Consider the following 23,565-nt stretch of genomic DNA (forward strand, 5'->3'; position numbering starts at 1 on the left):
GTGGACAGCCATACTTCTGATTTATGGCAGCAAATTTTATCAATCATACAAAACAAACTCAGCAAACCCAGCTTTGACACCTGGTTCAAAGCAACCAAAGCCACCAAGCTGAATGACCGTTCAATCGTCATTTCCGCACCAACTACATTTGCCGTCGAATGGCTGGAGAGCCGTTACACCAAATTGGTTGGCTCGACGGTATACGAGCTGCTTGGCAAGCAAGTCGATGTGAAATTTGTCATCGAGGAGAACAAGCCTGCTGAACCGGACCCGCAACTGCCGGCGCCAACGCCTACAGTCGTACAGGAAGAAGCGGTACTCAGCATGCTGAATCCGAAATATACGTTCGATACATTTGTCATCGGGCCGGGCAACCGTTTTGCCCATGCCGCATCGCTGGCGGTCGCTGAAGCGCCCGCCAAAGCTTACAATCCTCTCTTTCTGTATGGAGGAGTAGGTCTCGGTAAAACTCACTTGATGCATGCTATCGGACATTACGTACTGGAGCATGATCCGGGCAGCAAAGTCGTTTATTTGTCGTCTGAGAAATTCACGAACGAATTCATTAACTCGATCCGTGACAACCGCGGGGAGAGCTTCCGTAACAAATACCGGAGCGTCGACATTCTGCTCATTGATGATATTCAGTTTTTGGCGGGAAAAGAATCAACACAAGAGGAATTTTTCCATACGTTTAATGCGCTGCATGAGGAACGGAAGCAGATCATCATCTCCAGCGACAGACCACCGAAGGAAATTCCGACACTGGAAGAACGACTTCGTTCTCGCTTTGAATGGGGGTTAATCACGGATATCCAGCCTCCAGATTTGGAAACACGGATCGCTATTTTGCGGAAAAAGGCACGTGCGGAAAACTTGGATATTCCAAATGAAGCGATGATGTACATTGCCAACCAGATTGACACCAACATACGTGAACTGGAAGGCGCCCTGATTCGGGTAGTTGCTTATTCTTCACTGACTAATCAAGATGTAACCACTCATCTCGCAGCTGAAGCACTGAAGGATATTATTCCTTCCAGTCGTCCAAAAATGATCACTATTCATGACATCCAACAAAAGGTCGGCGAGTACTATAGCCTTAAGCTTGAAGATTTCAAAGCACGGAAACGGACCAAGGCAGTTGCTTTCCCAAGACAGATTGCCATGTATCTCTCTCGTGAACTGACAGACTTTTCTCTGCCCAAAATCGGGGAAGCATTCGGAGGACGAGATCACACCACTGTCATTCACGCTCACGAAAAAATCTCCCAAGCGATTAAAAACGATCAGGATCTCTATAAAGTTATCAACAACTTAACCGAAAAAATTAAGAATCCAACCTGAACAAGTCCCAAGCCTATGCACAACGTATACACATGTGGATAGGCTTGGGTGTACGGGTTTATACCCACTTATCCACATATTCAGTGCCCCTATTACTATTATTACTAAAAAGATCTTAAAGATATCATCTCCAAAATAGCCATTTCGGAGCTTAGCCTTCGGCCTTTGAAAAACACCTTTCAACACCCCAACACCCAAAAAATCAGCTAGGAGTGAAACCATGAAAATCAGCATAATGAAAAACTACTTAAACGATTCCATACAGCAAGTATCCAAAGCGATCTCGAGCCGTACAACGATTCCGATTCTGAGCGGTATCAAATTCGACGTGAATCATCAAGGTGTAACGTTGACAGCAAGCGACACCGATATATCCATTCAATCCTTCATCCCGCTTGAAGATGGAGATAAAAGCGTGGTTCAGGTAGAACAACCGGGCAGTGTAGTTTTGCCAGCCAAGTTTTTCGTGGAGATCATCAAGAAGCTGCCATCCCAAGAAGTGCACATGGAAGTCAAAGAGAACTTCAACACCTTTATCTCTGCAGGTGCTACCGAGATTCAACTGGTAGGTCTGGATCCGGAAGAATTCCCGGTACTGCCGAGCATTGAAGAAAACCAAACCGTCTCCATTCCAGGAGATTTGCTGAAAAATATGATCAAACAAACCGTCTTCTCCATTTCCACACATGAGACAACGCCAATCCTTACAGGCGTACTCTGGAGTTTGGGTGATAACGAATTGAAATTTGTGGCAACAGACCGCCACCGTCTTGCTACTCGATCAGCAATGCTGGATAATGCAGAAGGTATTCGCTTTAACAACGTGGTCATTTCCGGTAAAACGCTGAACGAGCTCAGCAAAATCGTTCCGGATCAAAATACCCTTGTGGATATCGTTGTTGCAGATAACCAAGTCCTATTCAAAATCGACCGTGTATTGTTCTACTCTCGTATTTTGGACGGAACATATCCCGATACTTCTAGAATTATTCCAACGTCATACAAAACAGAACTTGTTTTAGATACAAAAAAATTAAGTGAATCCATTGACCGGGCTTATTTGCTGTCGCGTGAAGAGAAAACAAACATCGTGCGTATGCAAACGATGGATTCGGGAACAGTCGAAATTTCCTCAAGCTCTTCCGAGCTAGGTAAAGTAAGAGAAGAAATCGAACCTGCCGAGTTTACAGGAGATCCGTTAAAAATCTCGTTCAACTCCAAATACATGCTGGATGTGCTGAAAGTCGTCGAAAGTGAGCAGCTGATGATCGCTTTTACAGGTGTCATGAGTCCAATCATCTTGAAACCACTGGATGACAGTCACAGCCTTTACGTCATATTGCCATACCGGACGACCAACTAACGAAAGGAAGATCACAGTGAACCAAGTTACGATTCGAACGGAATATATTAAGCTTGATCAATTTTTGAAACTCGCTGATTGCATCCCAACTGGAGGTATGGCCAAAGCTTTGCTTCAGGAGGGACTTGTACGTGTGAATAAAGAGCCTGAGGAACGCCGGGGACGTAAGTTATACCCTGGGGATATCGTTGAAGTGGACGGAGAAGGCACATTCGAAGTTGCCGCAGAATAAGAAGACCAGTTCGATCCTGCTGCCTCCTGACGGACGGGATAAAAGGGAGGTTACCGCGTGTTTGTGAACAGCATTGATCTGCAGAATTTCCGCAATTATGAACATCTGAGACTGGACTCTTTTGGTCCTGTAAACTTATTGATCGGGCAAAATGCTCAAGGCAAGACCAATCTTGCAGAGGCGATTTTTGTACTTGCACTCACCAAGAGCCACCGTACATCCCGTGACAAGGAGTTAATCCGTTTTGGTGAGGAACGTGCCAGACTTGCAGCAGAAGTCGACAAAAAGTACGGAGCGGTCAAGCTTGAACTGTCTCTGTCACAACAAGGCAAAAAAGCGAAGATTAACGGACTGGAGCAGCGCAAGTTAAGTGATTTTGTCGGCGCGCTTAATGTCGTGATGTTTGCACCGGAAGATCTGGAGATCGTAAAAGGCACACCGGGGGTCCGCCGCCGGTTTCTTGACATGGAGATCGGACAGGTTGCACCCGGCTACCTGTATCATCTGCAGCAATATCAAAAAGTGCTGGTCCAACGAAACAATTTGCTCAAGCAGCTATGGGGACAAGGGGCATCGGCCCAGACCATGCTTGAGGTATGGAACGAACAACTGGTTGAGCATGGTGTTAAAATCGTCAAAAAAAGGAAACAATTCATAAAGAAACTGCAAAAGTGGGCAGAAACGATTCATCAAGGGATCACCGGAGGCGGAGAAGTCCTGCGGCTGGCCTACCTTCCTTCCTTCAGCGAAGCCGCTGAAGAAGATGAAGCTGTCTTAATGGACCAATTTATGATAAAATTATCACAAATGAAAGAGCAGGAGATTCGCCGAGGCACAACCCTTAGTGGGCCGCATCGGGATGACCTGTCCTTTTTCATTAACGATCGGGAAGTACAAACATATGGCTCGCAGGGGCAGCAGCGCACAACGGCGTTGTCCCTTAAACTTGCGGAAATTGAACTGATTCACGAAGAAATCGGAGAATATCCGGTCCTGCTGCTCGACGACGTCCTGTCCGAACTGGATCCTTTTCGCCAGACACAGCTGATCGAAACGTTCCAGAGCAAGGTGCAAACCTTTATTACGGCTACGGGGATCGAGAGCCTGAACGTTGACAAGCTCAAAGATGCCAGTATTTATCACGTTCATGCCGGACAGGTTGAACGCTAAGGAGTGAGGGCTTATGTACATTCATCTGGGCGGTGAGAAGATTATCCGTTCTTCCGAATTGGTCGCTATTTTTGATATATCGATTGAAAAATCCTCAAAGATCTCCAAGCAGTATGTCACGCATGCCGAGCAGGAAAAAACAGTGGAACACATCGGCGAAGAGGAAGCCAAGTCCATTGTGGTGACCAAAAACATTGTGTACTACTCGCCTATTTCCTCAGCCACGCTGAAGAAGCGGGCTCACATTTTTCCTGATCTCTAGCATTGGATTGGCATAAAAGGTGTGTCTTTTACTGCTTGTCTTTATGTGGACAGCTGGCTGAATGAAGGACGTTGCCTATTTCAGCAAACATTCTTAGTTAACGCATATTTACGATATTGAATCTATAGAAGTAGGTGAAAGGCATGTCTATGAATCAACCGTCATATGATGCGAATGAAATTCAGGTCCTTGAAGGATTGGAAGCCGTACGGAAGCGTCCGGGGATGTATATCGGTTCCACCAGTTCCAAGGGCCTGCATCATCTGGTCTGGGAAGTAGTGGACAACAGTATCGACGAAGCGCTTGCTGGTTACTGTGACCACATTGAGGTCAGTATCCATGAAGATAACAGCGTAACTGTAGTCGATAACGGACGGGGTATTCCTGTCGGCGAACATGCCAAAATGAAACGTCCTGCACTTGAGGTAGTTATGACTGTCCTCCACGCAGGAGGAAAATTTGGCGGCGGCGGATATAAAGTATCCGGTGGTTTGCATGGTGTTGGTGTGTCCGTTGTAAATGCTCTCTCTGAAAAAGTGGTTGTAACGGTTAAACGTGAAGGACATATCTACCAACAGGAATATCGCCGTGGAGCTCCACAGTATGACCTGAAAGTGATCGGTACAACTGACGAAACAGGAACAACAGTTAGGTTCCATCCGGACCCTGAAATTTTCACGGAAACGAGAGTTTATGAATATGACATCTTGCTTGCCCGTATTCGTGAGCTGGCGTTCCTGAACAAGGGTATTGGTCTTACATTGACGGATGAGCGTACAGGTGCAACCAACTCGTTCCTGTACGAAGGCGGCATTATCGAATACGTCTCCTTCCTCAACCAGAAGCGCGAAGTATTGCATGAAAATCCAATTTACGTTGAAGGTTCCAGAGATAACATTCAGGTGGAAGTTGCCCTGCAATACAATGACAACTACACCGAGAACATCTATTCCTTCGCGAACAATATCAACACGCATGAGGGCGGAACGCATGAATCAGGCTTCAAGAGTGCCCTTACACGGATCATCAATGACTACGCCCGTAAGGCGGGAGTAATCAAGGACAGCACCGGCAACCTTTCCGGAGATGATGTGCGTGAAGGTTTGACGGCTATTATTTCGGTCAAGATTCCGGAACCGCAATTTGAAGGACAGACGAAGACCAAGCTTGGTAACAGTGAAGTACGTGGTATTGTCGAATCCTTGTTTGCCGAGAAGCTGCAGGAGTTCCTGGAAGAGAATCCTTCCGTATCCCGTCGCATTTTGGAAAAAGGTCTGCAAGCTGCCCGTGCACGTGAAGCTGCTCGTAAAGCACGGGAACTGACACGGCGTAAAGGTGCACTGGAAGTAAGCTCACTTCCAGGTAAACTGGCCGACTGTTCATCCAAGGATGCTTCAATCAGCGAATTGTACATCGTCGAAGGTGACTCTGCGGGCGGATCAGCGAAGCAAGGTCGGGATCGTCATTTCCAAGCGATTTTGCCGCTCCGTGGTAAGATTCTGAACGTGGAAAAAGCTCGTCTGGACCGGATCTTGGGTAATGCGGAGATTAGAGCGATTATTACGGCGATGGGTACAGGTATTGGTGATGACTTTGATATTGCCAAAGCTCGTTATCACAAAATCATTTTGATGACCGATGCCGATGTCGATGGTGCTCATATCCGAACACTGTTGCTGACATTCCTGTATCGGTACATGCGCAAAATCATTGAGGCAGGTTATGTATATATTGCGCAACCGCCATTGTTCAAGATTGAGCGTAACAAAGTGATTCGCTATGCTGGTTCCGAGAAAGAGCGCGATGAAATTATTGCAACGCTCGGTGAAAATGCGAAATTCAACGTTCAGCGTTACAAAGGTCTCGGTGAGATGAATGCCGGACAATTGTGGGAAACGACGATGGATCCGGAGAGCCGGACCATGATGCAAGTATCGATCAACGATGCCATACTTGCTGATGCCATGTTCGACACCCTCATGGGGGATAACGTTGAACCGCGTCGTGACTTTATCCAGGAAAATGCGAAATACGTGAAAAACCTCGACATTTAACGATAAGAAGAGGCGCCTGAGAGGGCGCCTTTTTATATTATTGGAAATATCGAAGAGGGAGACTAATAGACTCCCGTATTGGTTTTTATCGACGTACACGTCTTTTGGTAGCTGAGGCCTGTGCTTTAGGGGATGGACGAGAGCTTTTGCTCTTTTTGGAGGGCAGACGACCGTAGGCAATCGCATATCGTTTGATCTTCCGGTAGGTCTCCTTGTCCGGTAGTAAGCCAAAAGCATAAATGCCTGGCAGTGTATTGACTTCAAGAATCCAGGGGCGTCCTTCTTCGTCTAGTGCAATATCTATACCAATCTCCTTGAGCCTTGGAAATGATGTTTGCAATTGCACGGCGGTATGAATGCCTAATCGGTACAGCTCATGGCGAAGCTTCTTGAAGCCATCCTGATGCAGATGGGGGAGTACGAGTTCTTCGAACGTGGCCAATCGTCCACCACCATGAATGTTGGTGATGATTTTTCCCGGGGCGGCGACTCGTCCCAGTACACCTGTTGTCTCCCAGTTGTGTTGCAGATTTTTCTGGGTTAACACGCGCAAGTCAAAAGGCAAACCTTCATGCTTCATCAGCGGGATCCCTTGTTGAATGATATAGTCACGTTTCTGTATACGATCATTCAGTGCCCGTTCAAGATCGTCCAAGGAATGAAATAACCTTTCCTCTGTTCCATATTGGAGTTGATATGTTGTTGTGAGTTGGGTAGCTCTGGAGGTAACAACACTTGCTTCGGTATCTTCGGATAGGTTCCGATCATTGTGTTCTTCAGTAACCTCTGTATCTGTGGTGGAATCTTCGGAATAAAACACAGGTTGGTACATACGGGTGGTTTTCACCCGCATAACTCCATTGCCGTAAGTGCCACGGTCCGGTTTGATATAGTTCGACTCGAATAATTCAGTCATCCGTTCCAGGGTTTGACGGCTATATTTTCGGGTCACAGGGATATATTCATTCACATTGCGACTGCGTTGTAACACAGCTGTTTTGGCCCATTTGCTGGAGACACGCTGAATACCCAAGATTCATCAGTCCTTTCATGTTTTGCTCAGTTCTCAAGAGGGGAAGACACGGAGAAATCGAAGGACAAGAGACGATTTCAGTGGTATAATAGAGAAATATGGCGTTTTGTGCGATGAGCTGCACAATTTGCAGTTTGATCGTAGAACGGGAACGGCTTTAGCCTCGGTGGGCACAGTACATATGCCGCTTTTTCTAGCATTGTATGTGCAATTGGGGAGGAAGGCAGGGCGAATCCCCAGAGACGCAGAAGTTCCCGGAAGAAAGGCTATTGCCCAGCGGACGTTTAATTGTGTAACTTTTGTGAAAGTAATATAATAAAGAGTAGCGTTCTTGCGCGGTTTTAGCCTTGTTAGGCTTTTCACATATAATCAATTTTTTTAGCATGACGGAATGGAACGTTTGTTTAGGACAAGAAGGAGGTCCAGCATGGCGGAAGAAATGAACTCGCAGATTACAGATCGGGATATTGGCGTCGAGATGCGTGAATCGTTTATGGATTATGCGATGAGCATCATTGTTAGCCGTGCCTTACCTGACGTGCGTGATGGATTGAAGCCGGTTCACCGGCGTATTCTGTACGCAATGTCGGAGCTTGGCATGACACCCGATAAACCACATAAAAAATCAGCCAGAATCGTCGGCGAAGTTATCGGTAAGTATCACCCGCACGGTGACTCTGCTGTTTACGAGACGATGGTACGGATGGCACAGGATTTCTCCCTGCGTTATATGCACGTAGATGGACATGGTAACTTTGGATCGGTCGATGGCGATATGGCAGCAGCGATGCGTTATACCGAAGCTCGTCTGTCCAAGATTGCAATGGAAATGCTCAGAGATATCAACAAGGATACGATTGACTTCCAGCCGAACTATGACGGTGAAGAACATGAACCAATCGTTCTGCCTGCTCGTTTCCCCAACTTGCTTGTCAATGGGGTCGGCGGGATCGCGGTAGGTATGGCGACCAATATTCCTCCTCATAATTTGGGAGAGGTCATTGACGGCGTACAGGCCATGATTCAAAATCCTGATATTACATCCATGGAACTGATGGATTACATTCAAGGACCAGACTTCCCAACGTCCGGTTACATTTTGGGACGCTCCGGCATTCGTCAAGCGTATCAGACCGGACGTGGTTCAGTAACGATGCGGGCCAAAACCAACATCGAAGAGAATAACAATAAAGCGAGAATTATCGTTACAGAGCTCCCTTATCAGGTGAACAAGGCGAGACTCGTTGAGAAAATCGCTGAGTTGGTACGTGATAAAAAGATTGATGGCATTACAGATCTTCGTGATGAGTCTGACCGTAACGGTATGCGGGTTGTAATTGAGCTTCGCAGAGACGTGAATCCGGGGGTTGTTCTGAACAACTTGTACAAACATACATCGATGCAATCCACTTTCGGAATTAACATGCTTGCGATTGTAAATAAAGAGCCTAAAATCCTGAACTTGCGTGAAGTGTTGTATCACTATCTGCAGCATCAGATTGAGGTTATTCGCAGACGTACGCAGTTTGAACTGAAGAAGGCTGAAGCTCGTGCACACATTCTGGAAGGCTTGCGCATTGCGCTGGATCATATCGATGAGATTATTACGTTGATTCGTTCATCCAGTAATGCAGATGCAGCCAGAGAAGGTTTGATTGAGCGTTTCTCACTCAGTCATGATCAGGCTCAAGCGATTCTCGATATGCGTTTGCAACGCCTCACAGGTTTGGAACGCGAACGTATTGAAAACGAGTATAACGAACTGATGGTCAAAATCAGGGAGTATCGTGAAATCTTGGCTAATGAGCATCTGGTGCTTGAGATTATCAGTACGGAGCTTCAAGAGATTCGCGACCGCTTTAGCGATGATCGCCGTACAGAGATCACGGTAGGTGAAGAGAGTATTCTGGATGAGGACCTGATTCCACGTGAAGAGGTTATTATCACGATTACCCATACAGGCTACGTGAAACGTCTGCCGGTATCCACATACCGCAGCCAGAAGCGTGGTGGACGTGGCGTTGTAGGGATGGACACCAAAGATACCGACTTTGTTGAGCATCTATTTGTGACCAACTCTCACAATTACCTCATGTTCTTCACTGACAAAGGTAAAGTGTATCGTCTCAAAGCTTACGAGATTCCAGAGCTTGGACGTACCGCACGGGGAACACCAATTATCAATCTGATCCAGATCGAGCAGGGTGAATCGGTTAATGCCGTGATTCCAGTTCAGGAATTTGAAAGTGACAGATACTTGTTCTTTGCTACCCGTCAAGGGGTTGTGAAGAAGACGCCACTTGAGGATTACACCAATATCCGCAAAGGCGGCCTGATCGGTATTTCCTTGCGTGATGATGATATCCTGATTGATGTTAAGCTGACCGATGGACAGCAAGAGATCATTATGGGTACAGCTCACGGGATGTCTATCCGATTCTCGGAAGGTAATGTACGTTCCATGGGACGTAGTGCAACCGGGGTTAAAGGGATCACTTTGGATGAACAGGATGCCGTTATTGGCATGGATGTAGTCGATAAAGAGCTTGATGTTCTGATCGTTACAGCCAAAGGTTACGGTAAACGTACACCTGTCAGTGATTATCGGATGCAGACTCGTGGTGGTAAAGGGATTAAAACCATCAATGTCACAGAGAAGAACGGCGCTGTAGTCAGCCTCAAAATGGTTAAAACCGAAGAGGATCTGATGATTATCACGTCTAGCGGTACTTTGATCCGGATGAGCATGGAAGGCATATCGACCATGGGTAGGTACACGCAAGGTGTGAAACTGATTCATATTCGTGATGAGGATTCGGTGGCCACAGTCAGCCGAATTGATAAGAATGAAGAAGAACCAGACGACGAATTGCTTGAAGGATCGGAAGGCGGGGAGACCCAAACTCCGGCAGTAAGCCTGGAAGAAGGCACCATTTCTGACGCGGAAGCTGATGCTGAAGTTGATGGCGACGATTCCGGTTCGGAAGCATAAGAATAGAATTTCTGAAAACCAATCTCTTGGAGATTGGAATAAGACTAAGAGGGCTCCCACTGGGGGCCCTTTTGTTGTATAAAGGAACCATCACTTTGATTAATCAGAATCTAGGATGTACAGCCTGATTTTTGAGTAATATAATGGGAAATATCATGAAAAAACCGGGACTATGGTCTTGTTTTGTTATTAACATAGAAGAACGATGAGTGAGGAGAATAAACATGGGATTAATCACCCTGTCAGAAGTCAAACCAGGACTCAAACTTGGAAGTGATGTGCAAACGCTTCGCGGCAACGTTCTGCTTCAGAAGGGCAAAGTCATTTTACCCAAGGATATGGAAGTTCTCAGAGCCTTTATGATTCACCAGGTAGATATTGAACAAGAAAGAATGGTATCAGGCAGTACAGGCACCAAAAGTGCATCTGGGCCCGCAGGAGGTACAACAAATGAGAATAATGGGGAACGGTCAGGGAAGACAGGGAACGTCACCACAGCTCCTGCAGTAACGTCTCTACAGGATGAGTATGAGAAGATGGTCGGACTAACCAAAAATGCATTCCTGTCCTCTCTGGCGGCTGAATTGCCTGTATATGAGTTGCGTACACAGTTGGAGTCTGTGTTTGTACATCTCAAACAATATAATGTACTTACCTTCAGCCCACGAGTAATGCAAGAACATGATTATGTATATCACCATGCTGTACTGAGCGCGATCACATCGTATCAATTGGCCCAATGGATGGATCTCCCCTCTAAGGATTGGATGCAGGTTGCTTTTGCAGGCTTGTTCCATGATATTGGTAACAACAAAGTAGATCCGCAGATTCTCCATAAACCATCCACATTGACGGTAGCAGAGCAGGAAGAGATCCGCCAGCATACCAAATACGGTTATCAGGTGCTTAAACAGGCAAAAGCCATTAATGAGGGGGCTAGACTTGCAGCCTTGCAGCATCACGAAAAAGTGGATGGATCGGGCTACCCATTACAGCTTAGCGGAACGCAGATTCATATTTACGCGAAAATTGTAGCTATCGCTGATATTTTCCACGCCATGACGTTAGAGAAGATCTATCGTAAGGCACAATCACCGTATCTGGTCCTGGAACAGATCCAGAGTGAAGCGTTCGGGAAATTAGATCCTGCAATTGTAAGTGTATTTGTTCAACGGTCGACCCAGATCCATAATGGCATCCGAGTAAAACTGAGCAATAACCAAATTGGAGAGATCATATTCTCTGATCGGGATCATCCTACGCGGCCTATGGTGTCAGTAGAAGGAACCATCATTAACTTAATGCAGCAGCGGCAGCTCCACATTCAAGAGGTTATCGGTTAATTATAGATAGTAGAGAAACTTGATGAGAGGGTCTTTCTTTTATAGAGAGGCCTTTTTATGTGAAAAAAGTGTAGTCATGTAGATAAATCACGATGATTATAGATAAATTAATAATTAAACAAAAAAAGACTTGCAATCAAAATCTGTACATGGTATATTCTAATTCCGGCCAAGAAAACACGATTTACACGGTGCGGCAAGCAAAACAAATAAGCTTCGAAAGAAACTTAAAAAAAGAGCTTGCAAAGTTGGTTCGGATGTGATAAGATATAAAAGTTGCTGAAGAGAACAACATTCGGTAACGAAACAAGTTTGATCTTTGAAAACTGAACAACGAGTGAGTAAATATTCTGCTTGCAGAATGAACGCGAAAGTTGAGACGAGCCTTGGCTTGAATCGACTGGAGCACAAATGAGATTTTTAATCTCGTCAGATTCAAAATGAGCTTATCGCTCTTTTCAATACTTTATTGGAGAGTTTGATCCTGGCTCAGGACGAACGCTGGCGGCATGCCTAATACATGCAAGTCGAGCGGACTTGATGAGAAGCTTGCTTCTCTGATGGTTAGCGGCGGACGGGTGAGTAACACGTAGGCAACCTGCCCTCAAGTTTGGGACAACTACCGGAAACGGTAGCTAATACCGAATAATTGTTTTCTTCGCCTGAAGAGAACTGGAAAGACGGAGCAATCTGTCACTTGGGGATGGGCCTGCGGCGCATTAGCTAGTTGGTGAGGTAACGGCTCACCAAGGCGACGATGCGTAGCCGACCTGAGAGGGTGATCGGCCACACTGGGACTGAGACACGGCCCAGACTCCTACGGGAGGCAGCAGTAGGGAATCTTCCGCAATGGGCGAAAGCCTGACGGAGCAATGCCGCGTGAGTGATGAAGGTTTTCGGATCGTAAAGCTCTGTTGCCAGGGAAGAACGCTTGGGAGAGTAACTGCTCTCAAGGTGACGGTACCTGAGAAGAAAGCCCCGGCTAACTACGTGCCAGCAGCCGCGGTAATACGTAGGGGGCAAGCGTTGTCCGGAATTATTGGGCGTAAAGCGCGCGCAGGCGGTCATTTAAGTCTGGTGTTTAATCCCGGGGCTCAACCCCGGATCGCACTGGAAACTGGGTGACTTGAGTGCAGAAGAGGAGAGTGGAATTCCACGTGTAGCGGTGAAATGCGTAGATATGTGGAGGAACACCAGTGGCGAAGGCGACTCTCTGGGCTGTAACTGACGCTGAGGCGCGAAAGCGTGGGGAGCAAACAGGATTAGATACCCTGGTAGTCCACGCCGTAAACGATGAGTGCTAGGTGTTAGGGGTTTCGATACCCTTGGTGCCGAAGTTAACACATTAAGCACTCCGCCTGGGGAGTACGGTCGCAAGACTGAAACTCAAAGGAATTGACGGGGACCCGCACAAGCAGTGGAGTATGTGGTTTAATTCGAAGCAACGCGAAGAACCTTACCAGGTCTTGACATCCCTCTGATCGGTACAGAGATGTATCTTTCCTTCGGGACAGAGGAGACAGGTGGTGCATGGTTGTCGTCAGCTCGTGTCGTGAGATGTTGGGTTAAGTCCCGCAACGAGCGCAACCCTTATATTTAGTTGCCAGCATTTCGGATGGGCACTCTAGATAGACTGCCGGTGACAAACCGGAGGAAGGTGGGGATGACGTCAAATCATCATGCCCCTTATGACCTGGGCTACACACGTACTACAATGGCCGGTACAACGGGCTGCGAAATCGCGAGATGGAGCCAATCCCAACAAAGCCGGTCTCAGTTCGGATTGCAGGCTGCAACTCGCCTGCATGAAGTCGGAATTGCTAGTAATCGCGGATCAGCATGCCGCGGTGAATACGTTCCCGGGTCTTGTACACACCGCCCGTCACACCACGAGAGTTTATAACACCCGAAGTCGGTGGGGTAACCGCAAGGAGCCAGCCGCCGAAGGTGGGATAGATGATTGGGGTGAAGTCGTAACAAGGTAGCCGTATCGGAAGGTGCGGCTGGATCACCTCCTTTCTATGGAGAATCGTTTCCTGCAACGGAAACATTCAAATATGTAGCTAAGCTACAAAACACTCACTCGTTGCTCAGTTTTGAGAGCTCAAACTCTCAAACAGCTTGCTTTTGCATGGAGCTTGTTCTTTGAAAACTAGATATCGAAACGAAACAAACGCGAATTAGAACATTCCTTTTTAGCTGAACTTGTGTTAAACAAGTTTAATAAATTGGTACTTAATTGCTTTTGCGATGGTATTGGGTGGGAGCGACTTTTGGCTTTGGACGTAGTCCAAAACAAGGGAAGCGAGCAGTCAAAACCGGAGCAATATGGTTAAGCTACTAAGAGCACACGGAGGATGCCTAGGCGCTAGGAGCCGATGAAGGACGTGGCGAACAACGAAACTGCCTCGGGGAGCTGTAAGCAAGCTTTGATCCGGGGGTGTCCGAATGGGGAAACCCAGCTGGGGTAATTTCCAGTTACTCATAACTGAATACATAGGTTATGTAGAGGCATACCAGGGGAACTGAAACATCTAAGTACCCTGAGGAAGAGAAAACAATAGTGATTCCGTCAGTAGCGGCGAGCGAACGCGGAGAAGCCCAAACCAGAGAGCTTGCTCTTTGGGGTTGTGGGACGTCTCACATGGAGTTACAAAGGAACCGATTAAGCGAAGAGGTCTGGAAAGGCCCGCCAAAGAAGGTAAAAGCCCTGTAATTGAAAGTCTGTTCCCTCCGAGACGGATCCCGAGTAGTGCGGGGCACGTGAAACCCCGTATGAATCCGGCAGGACCATCTGCCAAGGCTAAATACTTCCTAGCGACCGATAGTGAAGCAGTACCGTGAGGGAAAGGTGAAAAGCACCCCGGAAGGGGAGTGAAATAGAACCTGAAACCGTGTGCTTACAAAAAGTCAGAGCCCGTTTTAGGGGTGATGGCGTGCCTTTTGTAGAATGAACCGGCGAGTTACGTTCCCGTGCAAGGTTAAGGTGAAGAGCCGGAGCCGCAGCGAAAGCGAGTCTGAATAGGGCGATGTAGTACGTGGACGTAGACCCGAAACCGGGTGATCTACCCCTGTCCAGGGTGAAGGTGCGGTAACACGCACTGGAGGCCCGAACCCACGCATGTTGAAAAATGCGGGGATGAGGTGGGGGTAGCGGAGAAATTCCAATCGAACTCGGAGATAGCTGGTTCTCCCCGAAATAGCTTTAGGGCTAGCCTCGGAAAACAGAGTCGTGGAGGTAGAGCACTGATTGGGTGCGGGGCCCGCAAGGGTTACCAAGCTCAGTCAAACTCCGAATGCCATAGACTTACTTCCGGGAGTCAGACAGTGAGTGCTAAGATCCATTGTCAAAAGGGAAACAGCCCAGACCATCAGCTAAGGTCCCCAAGTGTGTGTTAAGTGGGAAAGGATGTGGAGTTGCACAGACAACCAGGATGTTGGCTTAGAAGCAGCCACCATTGAAAGAGTGCGTAATAGCTCACTGGTCGAGTGACTCTGCGCCGAAAATGTAACGGGGCTAAACACACCACCGAAGCTATGGCTTGATGCTTTGCATCAGGGGTAGGGGAGCGTTGTATAAGGGTTGAAGGTGTACCGTAAGGAGCGCTGGACATTATACAAGTGAGAATGCCGGTATGAGTAACGAAAAGATCAGTGAGAATCTGATCCGCCGAAAGCCTAAGGGTTCCTGAGGAAGGCTCGTCCGCTCAGGGTAAGTCGGGACCTAAGGCGAGGCCGAAAGGCGTAGTCGAAGGACAACAGGTCGAAATTCCTGTACCACCGTAAGCCGTTATGAGCAATGGGGGGACGCAGTAGGGTAGTGACGCGGACTGATGGATGTCCGTCTAAGCAGTAAGGCTGATGTGTAGGCAAATCCGCACATTGTAAGGCTGAGCTGTGATGGGGAGTGAAAATTACAGTAGCGAAGGTCATGATCTCACACTGCCAAGAAAAGCCTCTAGCCAGGTGATGGTGCCCGTACCGCAAACCGACACAGGTAGGCGAGAAGAGTATTCTAAGGCGCGCGGAAGAACTCTCGTTAAGGAACTCGGCAAAATGACCCCGTAACTTCGGGAGAAGGGGTGCCCCGGTAGTGTGAATAGCACGAGGGGGCCGCAGTGAAAAGGCCCAAGCGACTGTTTAGCAAAAACACAGGTCTGTGCGAAGCCGTAAGGCGAAGTATACGGGCTGACGCCTGCCCGGTGCTGGAAGGTTAAGGGGAGTGGTTAGGAGCAATCCGAAGCTGTGAACCGAAGCCCCAGTAAACGGCGGCCGTAACTATAACGGTCCTAAGGTAGCGAAATTCCTTGTCAGGTAAATTCTGACCCGCACGAATGGCGTAACGACTTGGGCGCTGTCTCAACGAGAGATCCGGTGAAATTTTAATACCTGTGAAGATGCAGGTTACCCGCGACAAGACGGAAAGACCCCATGGAGCTTTACTGCAGCTTGATATTGAATTTGGGTACGATCTGTACAGGATAGGTGGGAGCCTAAGAGACATGAGCGCCAGCTTGTGTGGAGGCAACGTTGGGATACCACCCTGATCGTATCTAGGTTCTAACCTGGTACCGTAATCCGGTGCGGGGACAGTGTCAGGTGGGCAGTTTGACTGGGGCGGTCGCCTCCTAAAGAGTAACGGAGGCGCCCAAAGGTTCCCTCAGAATGGTTGGAAATCATTCGAAGAGTGCAAAGGCATAAGGGAGCTTGACTGCGAGACCTACAAGTCGAGCAGGGACGAAAGTCGGGCTTAGTGATCCGGTGGTACCGCATGGAAGGGCCATCGCTCAACGGATAAAAGCTACCCTGGGGATAACAGGCTTATCTCCCCCAAGAGTCCACATCGACGGGGAGGTTTGGCACCTCGATGTCGGCTCATCGCATCCTGGGGCTGAAGTAGGTCCCAAGGGTTGGGCTGTTCGCCCATTAAAGCGGTACGCGAGCTGGGTTCAGAACGTCGTGAGACAGTTCGGTCCCTATCTGTCGTGGGCGTAGGAAATTTGAGAGGAGCTGTCCTTAGTACGAGAGGACCGGGATGGACGTACCGCTGGTGTACCAGTTGTTCCGCCAGGAGCACCGCTGGGTAGCTATGTACGGACGGGATAAACGCTGAAAGCATCTAAGCGTGAAGCCCCCCTCAAGATGAGATTTCCCAGTATGTAAGACCCCTTGAAGACGACGAGGTAGATAGGCTGGGGGTGGAAGTGCAGCAATGCATGGAGCTGACCAGTACTAATCGGTCGAGGGCTTATCCAATATGCAAGTTCTGATCGCGTAAGTTTCGTTTCGAATCTAGTTTTCAGAGAACGATCTCTGAATGTAAGCTAAGCTATGCGTTTGGTGGCGATGGCGGAGGGGTTCCACACGTACCCATCCCGAACACGACCGTTAAGCCCTCTAGCGCCGATGGTACTTGGACCGCAGGGTCCTGGGAGAGTAGGACGCCGCCAAGCAATTAACCACTGCCGATGTTATTCGGTGGTGGTTTTTATTTGTTTATAAGGATTAAATATAATGAGCAGAAGCCCTAACATGATCGATATTGGAAGGTAACATTTTTGTTACGGATAACAGCGGTAAAACCAGTATAATAGGACTATGTTAAATATGCTAAAAGTACCTGACCACAGAGCTGGAATGTGCAGCTGTGAAAAGGAGGGTGTGTGTGTTAAGTTGGCGGAGACTTGGACTACAATCATTTCTGTTGCTTTGTCTGACTGTTGTTCTGGCAGGATGCGGTGAAGCTTCAGGAGCTGTATGGACTTCATATGAAGGTGCGGTTAACGAGAAGAGTTTTCCGGTACCTAAAGTAGCGAATAAATCTGACCAGTCCGAAAATAATTCGGATATGGATTATGTTCGATATACGCTGTCTGGTATTAGTGAAAGCACTAGCTTGCCTGAGGTATATTTAGACGAGATTAAAAGCTGGGGTTGGACAGAGAGGCAAGCCAAGGGTACATCCAATGAATCCAGTACCTTGCGTGTATTTGCAAAGGAAGGACATACTGTGCATTTAGCGGTACATGATGGTTCCTTTACACTAATGGTTCCTAGAAATGATGCTACTCAAACGACAGTTAAATCATTGGCTGAAGACGATTGAGCTGTTGCAGGTAAGGTTGGATATGATTAATTAACGCTGTGATGTTCCTTATATAGTAAAGCTCCCGTGTACTTGATCGGGGGCTTTTTGTTATTTACGAAGTAAGCTTTAGTAGTAATGGGAGAAACGATCGCCCGCGTAAAGCGCAGGAGAGGGTATGAGAGTTACACAGAAAGTGTATTAGAATTTATGGAACAGGGATAGGGGTATGTGTGCTTGAACTATAGGGGATTGGTAAGCTTTAAATACAGAGGTGTAGATTTCTATAAAAGCATTGTGAGGTATTGAATGACTGGTGAACACGGCTTAACTAGAAAGGAAGATAGAGCTGAGACTGAGTCAGAGATCGCTCAAGGCGAAAGTTCTACGAAACAAATCAGGTTATGAGATATGTAACAACAGGCGAAAAAGATTTGAATAATGGAGCCTGGTGTGGGGATAACTCATTTAACTATGCCCATGCTGTGGATAATGGATGAGAAAGTACGACAAATAAAGGTTATCCACAGTGGATAACCTTTATTTAAGCAAGTGAGTTGAATCAGCTAGATGATACCACAATCCTGTATTGTATCAGAATATCCGAAAGGGCTCAGCCATTATGTATTACAGGTAATTGAGGTACATGTTCTACTGATGAATGAAGGGCAATTATTGCAGATAGTATGAGACATCTTGTTCATTCAATTTGATGAGTCCATCTTTGCGCTCGCGGGAGAGAACCATGACAACATATAAGCGAGGGCCCAGCAACCACAGATGCCAGAAAATCAGCGAGAGGGTGAAGGACAATGGCGACCATATCAAACATATTGTAATGATACATAGCCCAATCCAGCTCATGTTTAGATGTACCCGGACAAACATACGGAAGCTGAAATGCTGATCAGGGATATAACCTAACCAGGGCATACGCAGATTCCAGCGCCAGCGTTTGGCATAAGAGGTACGGACCAGAAGTAATATGGTTCTTGCGATGACATAATGAATCCAGATGGTAATTGGGCCTGCCAGCACAAAAAAGAAAAGGCCAGTCCAGGAGAATGCAAGTAGATTGAATAAGAGCATGATGACCGGCAGACATAGATAGCTATAAATGACGCTGCGGGCGATAGCCTTTTTTTTCAGAAGCCGGTATTGATAAAATGTTGCCTTATTCTCCGGTTCGGCGATCATACGATTATATATCCTCCTTCGGATTCACGTTTGTGTGGGGTAGGTATTCGTTTTTACACGTGTAAAAGGGAAAGAATCATGTATGTATATATGAACCTTGTATCTCACGCCATGACGATTGTACAAGATATTGAGATTCGACGGAGCTTATCTCAGTATACTCCCGAATGCACGGACTGTCAGGCTTTGATATCGTTATCATGTATTATATATCGGCTGAGATTCCAAGTTTTTTTAAGGAAATTGAATATAAGTTTGAGTCAGGCCAAGGGATGCGTGATGTAGAGGTAAATGCGGTGGAATGTAGGATAACTGTATTACATAAGCAAGTGAATGTTCTTGTAGGGAGAATGAATGTATTTTTCGGTACAGACACCCAAGAGGGGGTGGGCGAATATATATATTTTATAGAAAGAAAGCACTATGAAAATGTTTAAAATAATAGAAACTGTGCAATACTGATAGTAAACGTAAAACAAGGTGGGATGGTTCATGGAAGAACATGCCGAACACACATGTATTATCTGCGAGCAAAGAAAAAGAGAAGGTATTTTTATTGTATCTGAATTCATATGTGACACTTGTGAAGCAGAAATGGTTCATACCGATGCGCAGGATGCCAAGTACAATTATTTTATCAATCAGATGAAACAGATTTGGGTACAAAAGAACGCATAGTCAATGTTGCCATAGAAGTAGAAGCTAAACATCGCATTGCAAGGATGCTGATGTGTATAGAGGCCCAATGGGCCTTTTTCTGTTTTTATGAGGAGAGATTGTCTTGTCTGCCATCCAAGGAAGGCGTATGCTGATATAATGATATGGGAAATTTGCAGTAACGCGTGTGAAAATGGGGAAGAAGGGCGTTGCTTAGATTAGAATGCATTTTGAAGCGCATCGGGCGCACATTATATATGTACAGGATGGTACTTCATGGATCATAAAAATAAATCAAGTAGAGCCCCTTTATATGAAGCGTTGCTTGCGTATCGTGATTCGAAGCAGCGTTCTTTTCATGTGCCTGGGCATAAGAATGGACAAGCTTACCGACATTTGGTGGAAGAAGCAGAAACGGGACAACTTCCTATTAAAGAAATTGTTAATGAAGAACACCAGCAAAACGGAGAGACTCAGAGGGATGTAGGTAAGAATGCTAACCATAGGGTAGAGCGTTTCAGTTCGGTGGATGAACATGGGGCTGATCTGGGTAGTGGGAAACGTTCTGGCGATGAAGGGGCTTGTTCGGAAATAGAACTGATACCGGTGCGTTCATTTCTGGAGATGATGGAGATGGATGTTACGGAGATTACGGGCACCGACGATTTGCATCATCCGGAAGGTGTGATCCAGGAAGCGCAGGAGCTTGCGGCAGATTGTTTTGGTGCCGAGGAAAGTTTCTTTCTTGTGGGAGGCAGTACGGCAGGTAATCTGTCCTTATTGCTCACTGTGTGTGATGAGCCGAACAGTATTGTACTGGTGCAGCGGAATGTACACAAATCCGTTATTCACGGGTTAATGCTGGCAGGTGCAAGAGCTGTATTTCTGGAGCCGTGGGTCGATCCTGCGTCTGGACTTGCGGTCATGCCGTCGGTAGAGACGGTTCAGGCTGCTGTCCAGTCCTATCCTGAGGCAAAGGGCGTACTCGTCACTTTGCCCAATTATTACGGCATGGGCGCTGATCTGACGCCTATAGCCGAGGTATGCCACGCTGCTGGCATGCCATTGCTCGTGGATGAAGCGCATGGCGCGCATTATGGGCAGCATCCGGAGCTGCCTGTCTCTGCACTGTCGTGCGGAGCAGACGGTGTGGTGCAGTCGACACATAAGATGCTGACGGCTTTCACCATGGGTGCCATGCTGCACATTCAGGGACCACGGTTAAATCGGTCCCTGTTAAGGCAGCGCCTGGCCATGGTGCAAAGTTCAAGCCCATCATACCCGGTGATGGCTTCGCTCGATCTGGCGCGCCGGCTGCTGCACGTGCAGGGCGCGAACACATTCACGGCGGGGCTCGCCGCCGTGAATGCCTTTAAGCGCGGCCTTGCGGAGCTGCCGCGCTTCCAGTTGCTGCAGCCTGCACAGCCGCTGCAGCAAGAACCGCCAGCCGGAACAGCGAAGCCGGCTGGCATGTCCGTGTCCGCTGCGCAGCAGACACGGGAGGGCCTGACCGCGGCGGCAATGCCAGCTGCCGCGGGGTATACCGCTCAGGACTCATTTAAGGCCGTCATCTATGACGGCACAGGGGTACTGAGCGGTTATGGGCTACAGCAGCAGTTGGAAGCATGCGGCTGTGTGCCTGAGATGAGCGACGAGCGGTACGTCGTCTTGCTCTTCAGCCTGGGCTCGACGGTGCAAGATGCTCAGCACCTGTTGCAGGCTTTACACCACATCAGCTCTGCCAATGGGCATGAGCAGATCCAATCCAATGCAGAGCCACCGCAACAGCTTGCCAAAGGTTCTGCTCATTATATTTCCACGTGGAACAATTTACAAGAAAACACTCGCTACTCGGAACCGATCTCCTTTACACTGCAACCGATTGTGGAGACGGATACGATCAATGTCCCGATAGAAGAAAGTGCGGGCTGTCGATCAGCTGAGATGGTAGTCCCGTATCCTCCAGGGATTCCGCTTGTATATCCGGGGGAACGCCTAAGCCCATCGATGGTGGCACGTATACAACTCCTGCGGGATGAAGGAGCAAAGTTTCACGGAATATCAGATGCATCTCTACAGGTATTGAAGGTCATGAAGGATTAAAAGTTACACATAAAAATCTGAATTGCATTCACCAATAGGTAGTCTATATGACCAATACGGATATCAATAATGGACCCTACACATGTGAGGGTCTCTTGGTCATTATCTACTTGCTAGGATGTGTCTTCAAACTCAGGCATGCATTACGTTGAAGGATGTCAGTGTCCAACATCTTGAAGTCCAGGCTCGCTGATCCTGGCGAATCGTCCAGACGATTTTCTAAGGAACCGAGGACGTCTTATTGAGTCTTCGAGTCCTCCTTTTATTTTGTAAGGAACCTGAGACACGTTGTTTACCAGATTCACCTAACAAACATGCTGTAAACGGCTGGTTACTCCAATATGGCGTGTTACAGATTCCTTAGATTGTTGCGGGCACTTCAAATCGCTGAATAAGACGTCACAGGTTCGTTAGCGCTCCTGCTCCATGCTCTGCTCCAGACACGTTTAGTTACATTCCGGCTTTCGGCAGGTTTGAAGACACGCTCTGGTTCAACTTACAAAGGTAGACATAAGAAAGAAGGGACCACTTTGGGTATTCCGCTAAAAAAATATACAGGAATAGTCCTGCAAGTTTTGTTGATGTACGGTTTTTATTGGATTGGAAACTTGATTCAAGCTCTATTACATTTGCCCTTAACAGGCAGTATTGTGGGCATGCTGGTATTGTTTATTGCCATTCAACTGGGATGGATCAAAATGAGTTGGGGAGAAGAAGGGTCAACGTGGCTTCAATCGCATCTGCAATTGTTGTTCATCCCACCCACTGTAGGTATTATTAATCATTTTGATTTTTTTAGAGCCAACACATTGGTATTGGTCCTAGGTTTGATCGTTAGTACATTAATTACATGTCTGATATCTGCCAAATTGAGTGAGTGGCTCATGACATGGAGATCGTCTCATGCAGGTAAAAAGGAGGCGATCCCTTGTCAGCATTCATCCTCGGAATTGGAATGATCGCGCTAACCATTGCTGTATATATTCCAGCCACTCGTCTATATAAAAGACTGAAATGGCCGATACTTATGCCTGTACTCACAACGACTGCCATCCTGATCCTGATCTTGGTGATTTCCGGTATAAAGCTGGATACTTACATGCTGGGTGGCAAATGGATACAAGAGCTTTTGGGCCCAGCAGTCGTTTCTCTCGCTTTTCCTTTGTCCAGGCATCTGCATGTGCTGAAGCAAAATATCATTCCAATTGTGGGTGGAACGATCGGAGGCAGTATTACAGGTATTGCCACGGGCGCTTTAATCGCCATTTTGCTCGGGTATCCTAAAGAGATGGTCATCGCTTTATTGCCAAAGTCCGTGACTACTCCTGTGGCTATTCAACTTGCTGATCAGGTTGGAGGCAACGCCTCGTTTACATCGCTGTTTGTGATGATTGCAGGTTTCTCGGGGATATTACTGGGGCCGATGCTGTTGAAATGGGCCAAGGTTCGCAGTGAACATGCCTATGGAATCGGACTGGGTTCAGCTTCTCATGCCCTCGGCATGGCAAGGTCTTTCGAATATGGAGAGAATGCGGTAGCCCTCAGCTCGGTATCCATGATTGTCAGTGCTATTGCCGGATCCATCATGCTTCCATTATGGGTATGGATGATCTACGGTTGACACTTTACTTTGTTGTTCATCTTGGAGTAACTGCTGACCTATAGTATTATAGAAAGAAAACAAGCTTGTATTATTTTTGTGTTATTATTACGTACCAGTATAGCTG

Annotated in this window: 16 protein-coding genes and 3 rRNA genes; 17 read left to right on the top strand and 2 right to left on the bottom strand. The window is 47.3% G+C overall.

What is annotated here, in order from left to right; genetic code table 11:
* The 6 genes from dnaA (at window position 1) to gyrB (ending at window position 6,428) form a co-directional block, all read left to right on the top strand.
* A complete protein-coding gene (gene dnaA, locus MKX75_RS00005; RefSeq protein WP_036611990.1) occupies window positions 1-1,347 on the top strand; it encodes a chromosomal replication initiator protein DnaA in 1,347 nt (448 codons plus the stop codon).
* Window positions 1,348-1,567: 220 nt separating this feature from the next.
* Complete coding sequence (gene dnaN / locus MKX75_RS00010; RefSeq protein ID WP_062836515.1) at window positions 1,568-2,710, top strand: DNA polymerase III subunit beta; 1,143 nt, start codon at window positions 1,568-1,570, stop codon at window positions 2,708-2,710.
* 16 nt (window positions 2,711-2,726) lie between these two features.
* Window positions 2,727-2,942, top strand: coding sequence for a S4 domain-containing protein YaaA (gene yaaA, locus MKX75_RS00015; RefSeq protein ID WP_036611994.1), 216 nt, complete (start codon window positions 2,727-2,729; stop codon window positions 2,940-2,942).
* Between the two features lie 57 nt (window positions 2,943-2,999).
* Window positions 3,000-4,112, top strand: coding sequence for a DNA replication/repair protein RecF (recF, locus tag MKX75_RS00020; protein ID WP_062836513.1), 1,113 nt, complete (start codon window positions 3,000-3,002; stop codon window positions 4,110-4,112).
* Window positions 4,113-4,125: 13 nt separating this feature from the next.
* On the top strand, window positions 4,126-4,374 hold the full coding sequence (locus MKX75_RS00025) for an extracellular matrix/biofilm biosynthesis regulator RemA family protein (protein ID WP_017691405.1): 249 nt from the start codon (window positions 4,126-4,128) through the stop codon (window positions 4,372-4,374).
* 143 nt (window positions 4,375-4,517) lie between these two features.
* A complete protein-coding gene (gene gyrB, locus MKX75_RS00030) occupies window positions 4,518-6,428 on the top strand; it encodes a DNA topoisomerase (ATP-hydrolyzing) subunit B (RefSeq protein WP_062836512.1) in 1,911 nt (636 codons plus the stop codon).
* An 85-nt stretch (window positions 6,429-6,513) separates the two neighbouring features.
* Here the strand turns inward: gyrB and MKX75_RS00035 are convergent, their stop codons facing one another.
* Complete coding sequence (locus MKX75_RS00035; protein ID WP_076332222.1) at window positions 6,514-7,461, bottom strand: YheC/YheD family protein; 948 nt, start codon at window positions 7,459-7,461, stop codon at window positions 6,514-6,516.
* 427 nt (window positions 7,462-7,888) lie between these two features.
* On the opposite strand from MKX75_RS00035, the gene gyrA reads away from it, so the two are divergent.
* From gyrA to MKX75_RS00065, 6 genes are all read left to right on the top strand, one after another.
* A complete protein-coding gene (gene gyrA / locus MKX75_RS00040) occupies window positions 7,889-10,453 on the top strand; it encodes a DNA gyrase subunit A (protein ID WP_076332223.1) in 2,565 nt (854 codons plus the stop codon).
* A 224-nt stretch (window positions 10,454-10,677) separates the two neighbouring features.
* Window positions 10,678-11,796, top strand: a complete 1,119-nt coding sequence (locus MKX75_RS00045; RefSeq protein WP_339167906.1) for an HD-GYP domain-containing protein — start codon at window positions 10,678-10,680, stop codon at window positions 11,794-11,796.
* Between the two features lie 466 nt (window positions 11,797-12,262).
* Window positions 12,263-13,815 (top strand): 16S ribosomal RNA (locus tag MKX75_RS00050).
* 311 nt (window positions 13,816-14,126) lie between these two features.
* A 23S ribosomal RNA gene (locus tag MKX75_RS00055) occupies window positions 14,127-17,052 on the top strand.
* An 80-nt stretch (window positions 17,053-17,132) separates the two neighbouring features.
* A 5S ribosomal RNA gene (rrf, locus tag MKX75_RS00060) occupies window positions 17,133-17,249 on the top strand.
* The 16S, 23S and 5S rRNA genes sit together here, the layout of an rRNA operon.
* Before the next feature lie 212 nt (window positions 17,250-17,461).
* The gene (locus tag MKX75_RS00065) at window positions 17,462-17,902 is read left to right on the top strand and encodes a hypothetical protein (RefSeq protein WP_082763048.1); all 441 of its coding nucleotides are present in this window, start codon (window positions 17,462-17,464) and stop codon (window positions 17,900-17,902) included.
* A 651-nt stretch (window positions 17,903-18,553) separates the two neighbouring features.
* Here the strand turns inward: MKX75_RS00065 and MKX75_RS00070 are convergent.
* The gene (locus MKX75_RS00070) at window positions 18,554-19,078 is read right to left on the bottom strand and encodes a hypothetical protein (RefSeq protein WP_076334086.1); all 525 of its coding nucleotides are present in this window, start codon (window positions 19,076-19,078) and stop codon (window positions 18,554-18,556) included.
* A 167-nt stretch (window positions 19,079-19,245) separates the two neighbouring features.
* Between MKX75_RS00070 and MKX75_RS00075 the strand changes: the two genes are divergently transcribed.
* From MKX75_RS00075 to MKX75_RS00095, 5 genes are all read left to right on the top strand, one after another.
* Window positions 19,246-19,515 (top strand): hypothetical protein, encoded by a 270-nt coding sequence (locus tag MKX75_RS00075; protein ID WP_339167907.1) that lies wholly within the window; start codon window positions 19,246-19,248, stop codon window positions 19,513-19,515.
* A 55-nt stretch (window positions 19,516-19,570) separates the two neighbouring features.
* Window positions 19,571-19,756 (top strand): sigma factor G inhibitor Gin, encoded by a 186-nt coding sequence (locus MKX75_RS00080; protein WP_062838106.1) that lies wholly within the window; start codon window positions 19,571-19,573, stop codon window positions 19,754-19,756.
* Window positions 19,757-20,011: 255 nt separating this feature from the next.
* Window positions 20,012-21,838 carry an aminotransferase class I/II-fold pyridoxal phosphate-dependent enzyme gene (locus tag MKX75_RS00085; protein WP_339167909.1) on the top strand — a complete coding sequence of 609 codons (1,827 nt, stop codon included), beginning with the start codon at window positions 20,012-20,014 and terminating at the stop codon, window positions 21,836-21,838.
* A gap of 581 nt (window positions 21,839-22,419) precedes the next feature.
* Window positions 22,420-22,797, top strand: a complete 378-nt coding sequence (locus MKX75_RS00090) for a CidA/LrgA family protein (protein ID WP_153028332.1) — start codon at window positions 22,420-22,422, stop codon at window positions 22,795-22,797.
* Window positions 22,767-23,459: an LrgB family protein gene (locus MKX75_RS00095; RefSeq protein WP_083679751.1), complete on the top strand. Its 693-nt coding sequence runs from the start codon at window positions 22,767-22,769 to the stop codon at window positions 23,457-23,459. Before MKX75_RS00090 ends, MKX75_RS00095 begins: the two co-directional genes overlap by 31 nt.
* Window positions 23,460-23,565: the final 106 nt, after the last annotated feature.

Origin of the sequence: Paenibacillus sp. FSL R5-0341 (assembly GCF_037975235.1) — a bacterium.
GTDB classification, from domain to species: domain Bacteria; phylum Bacillota; class Bacilli; order Paenibacillales; family Paenibacillaceae; genus Paenibacillus; species Paenibacillus amylolyticus_A.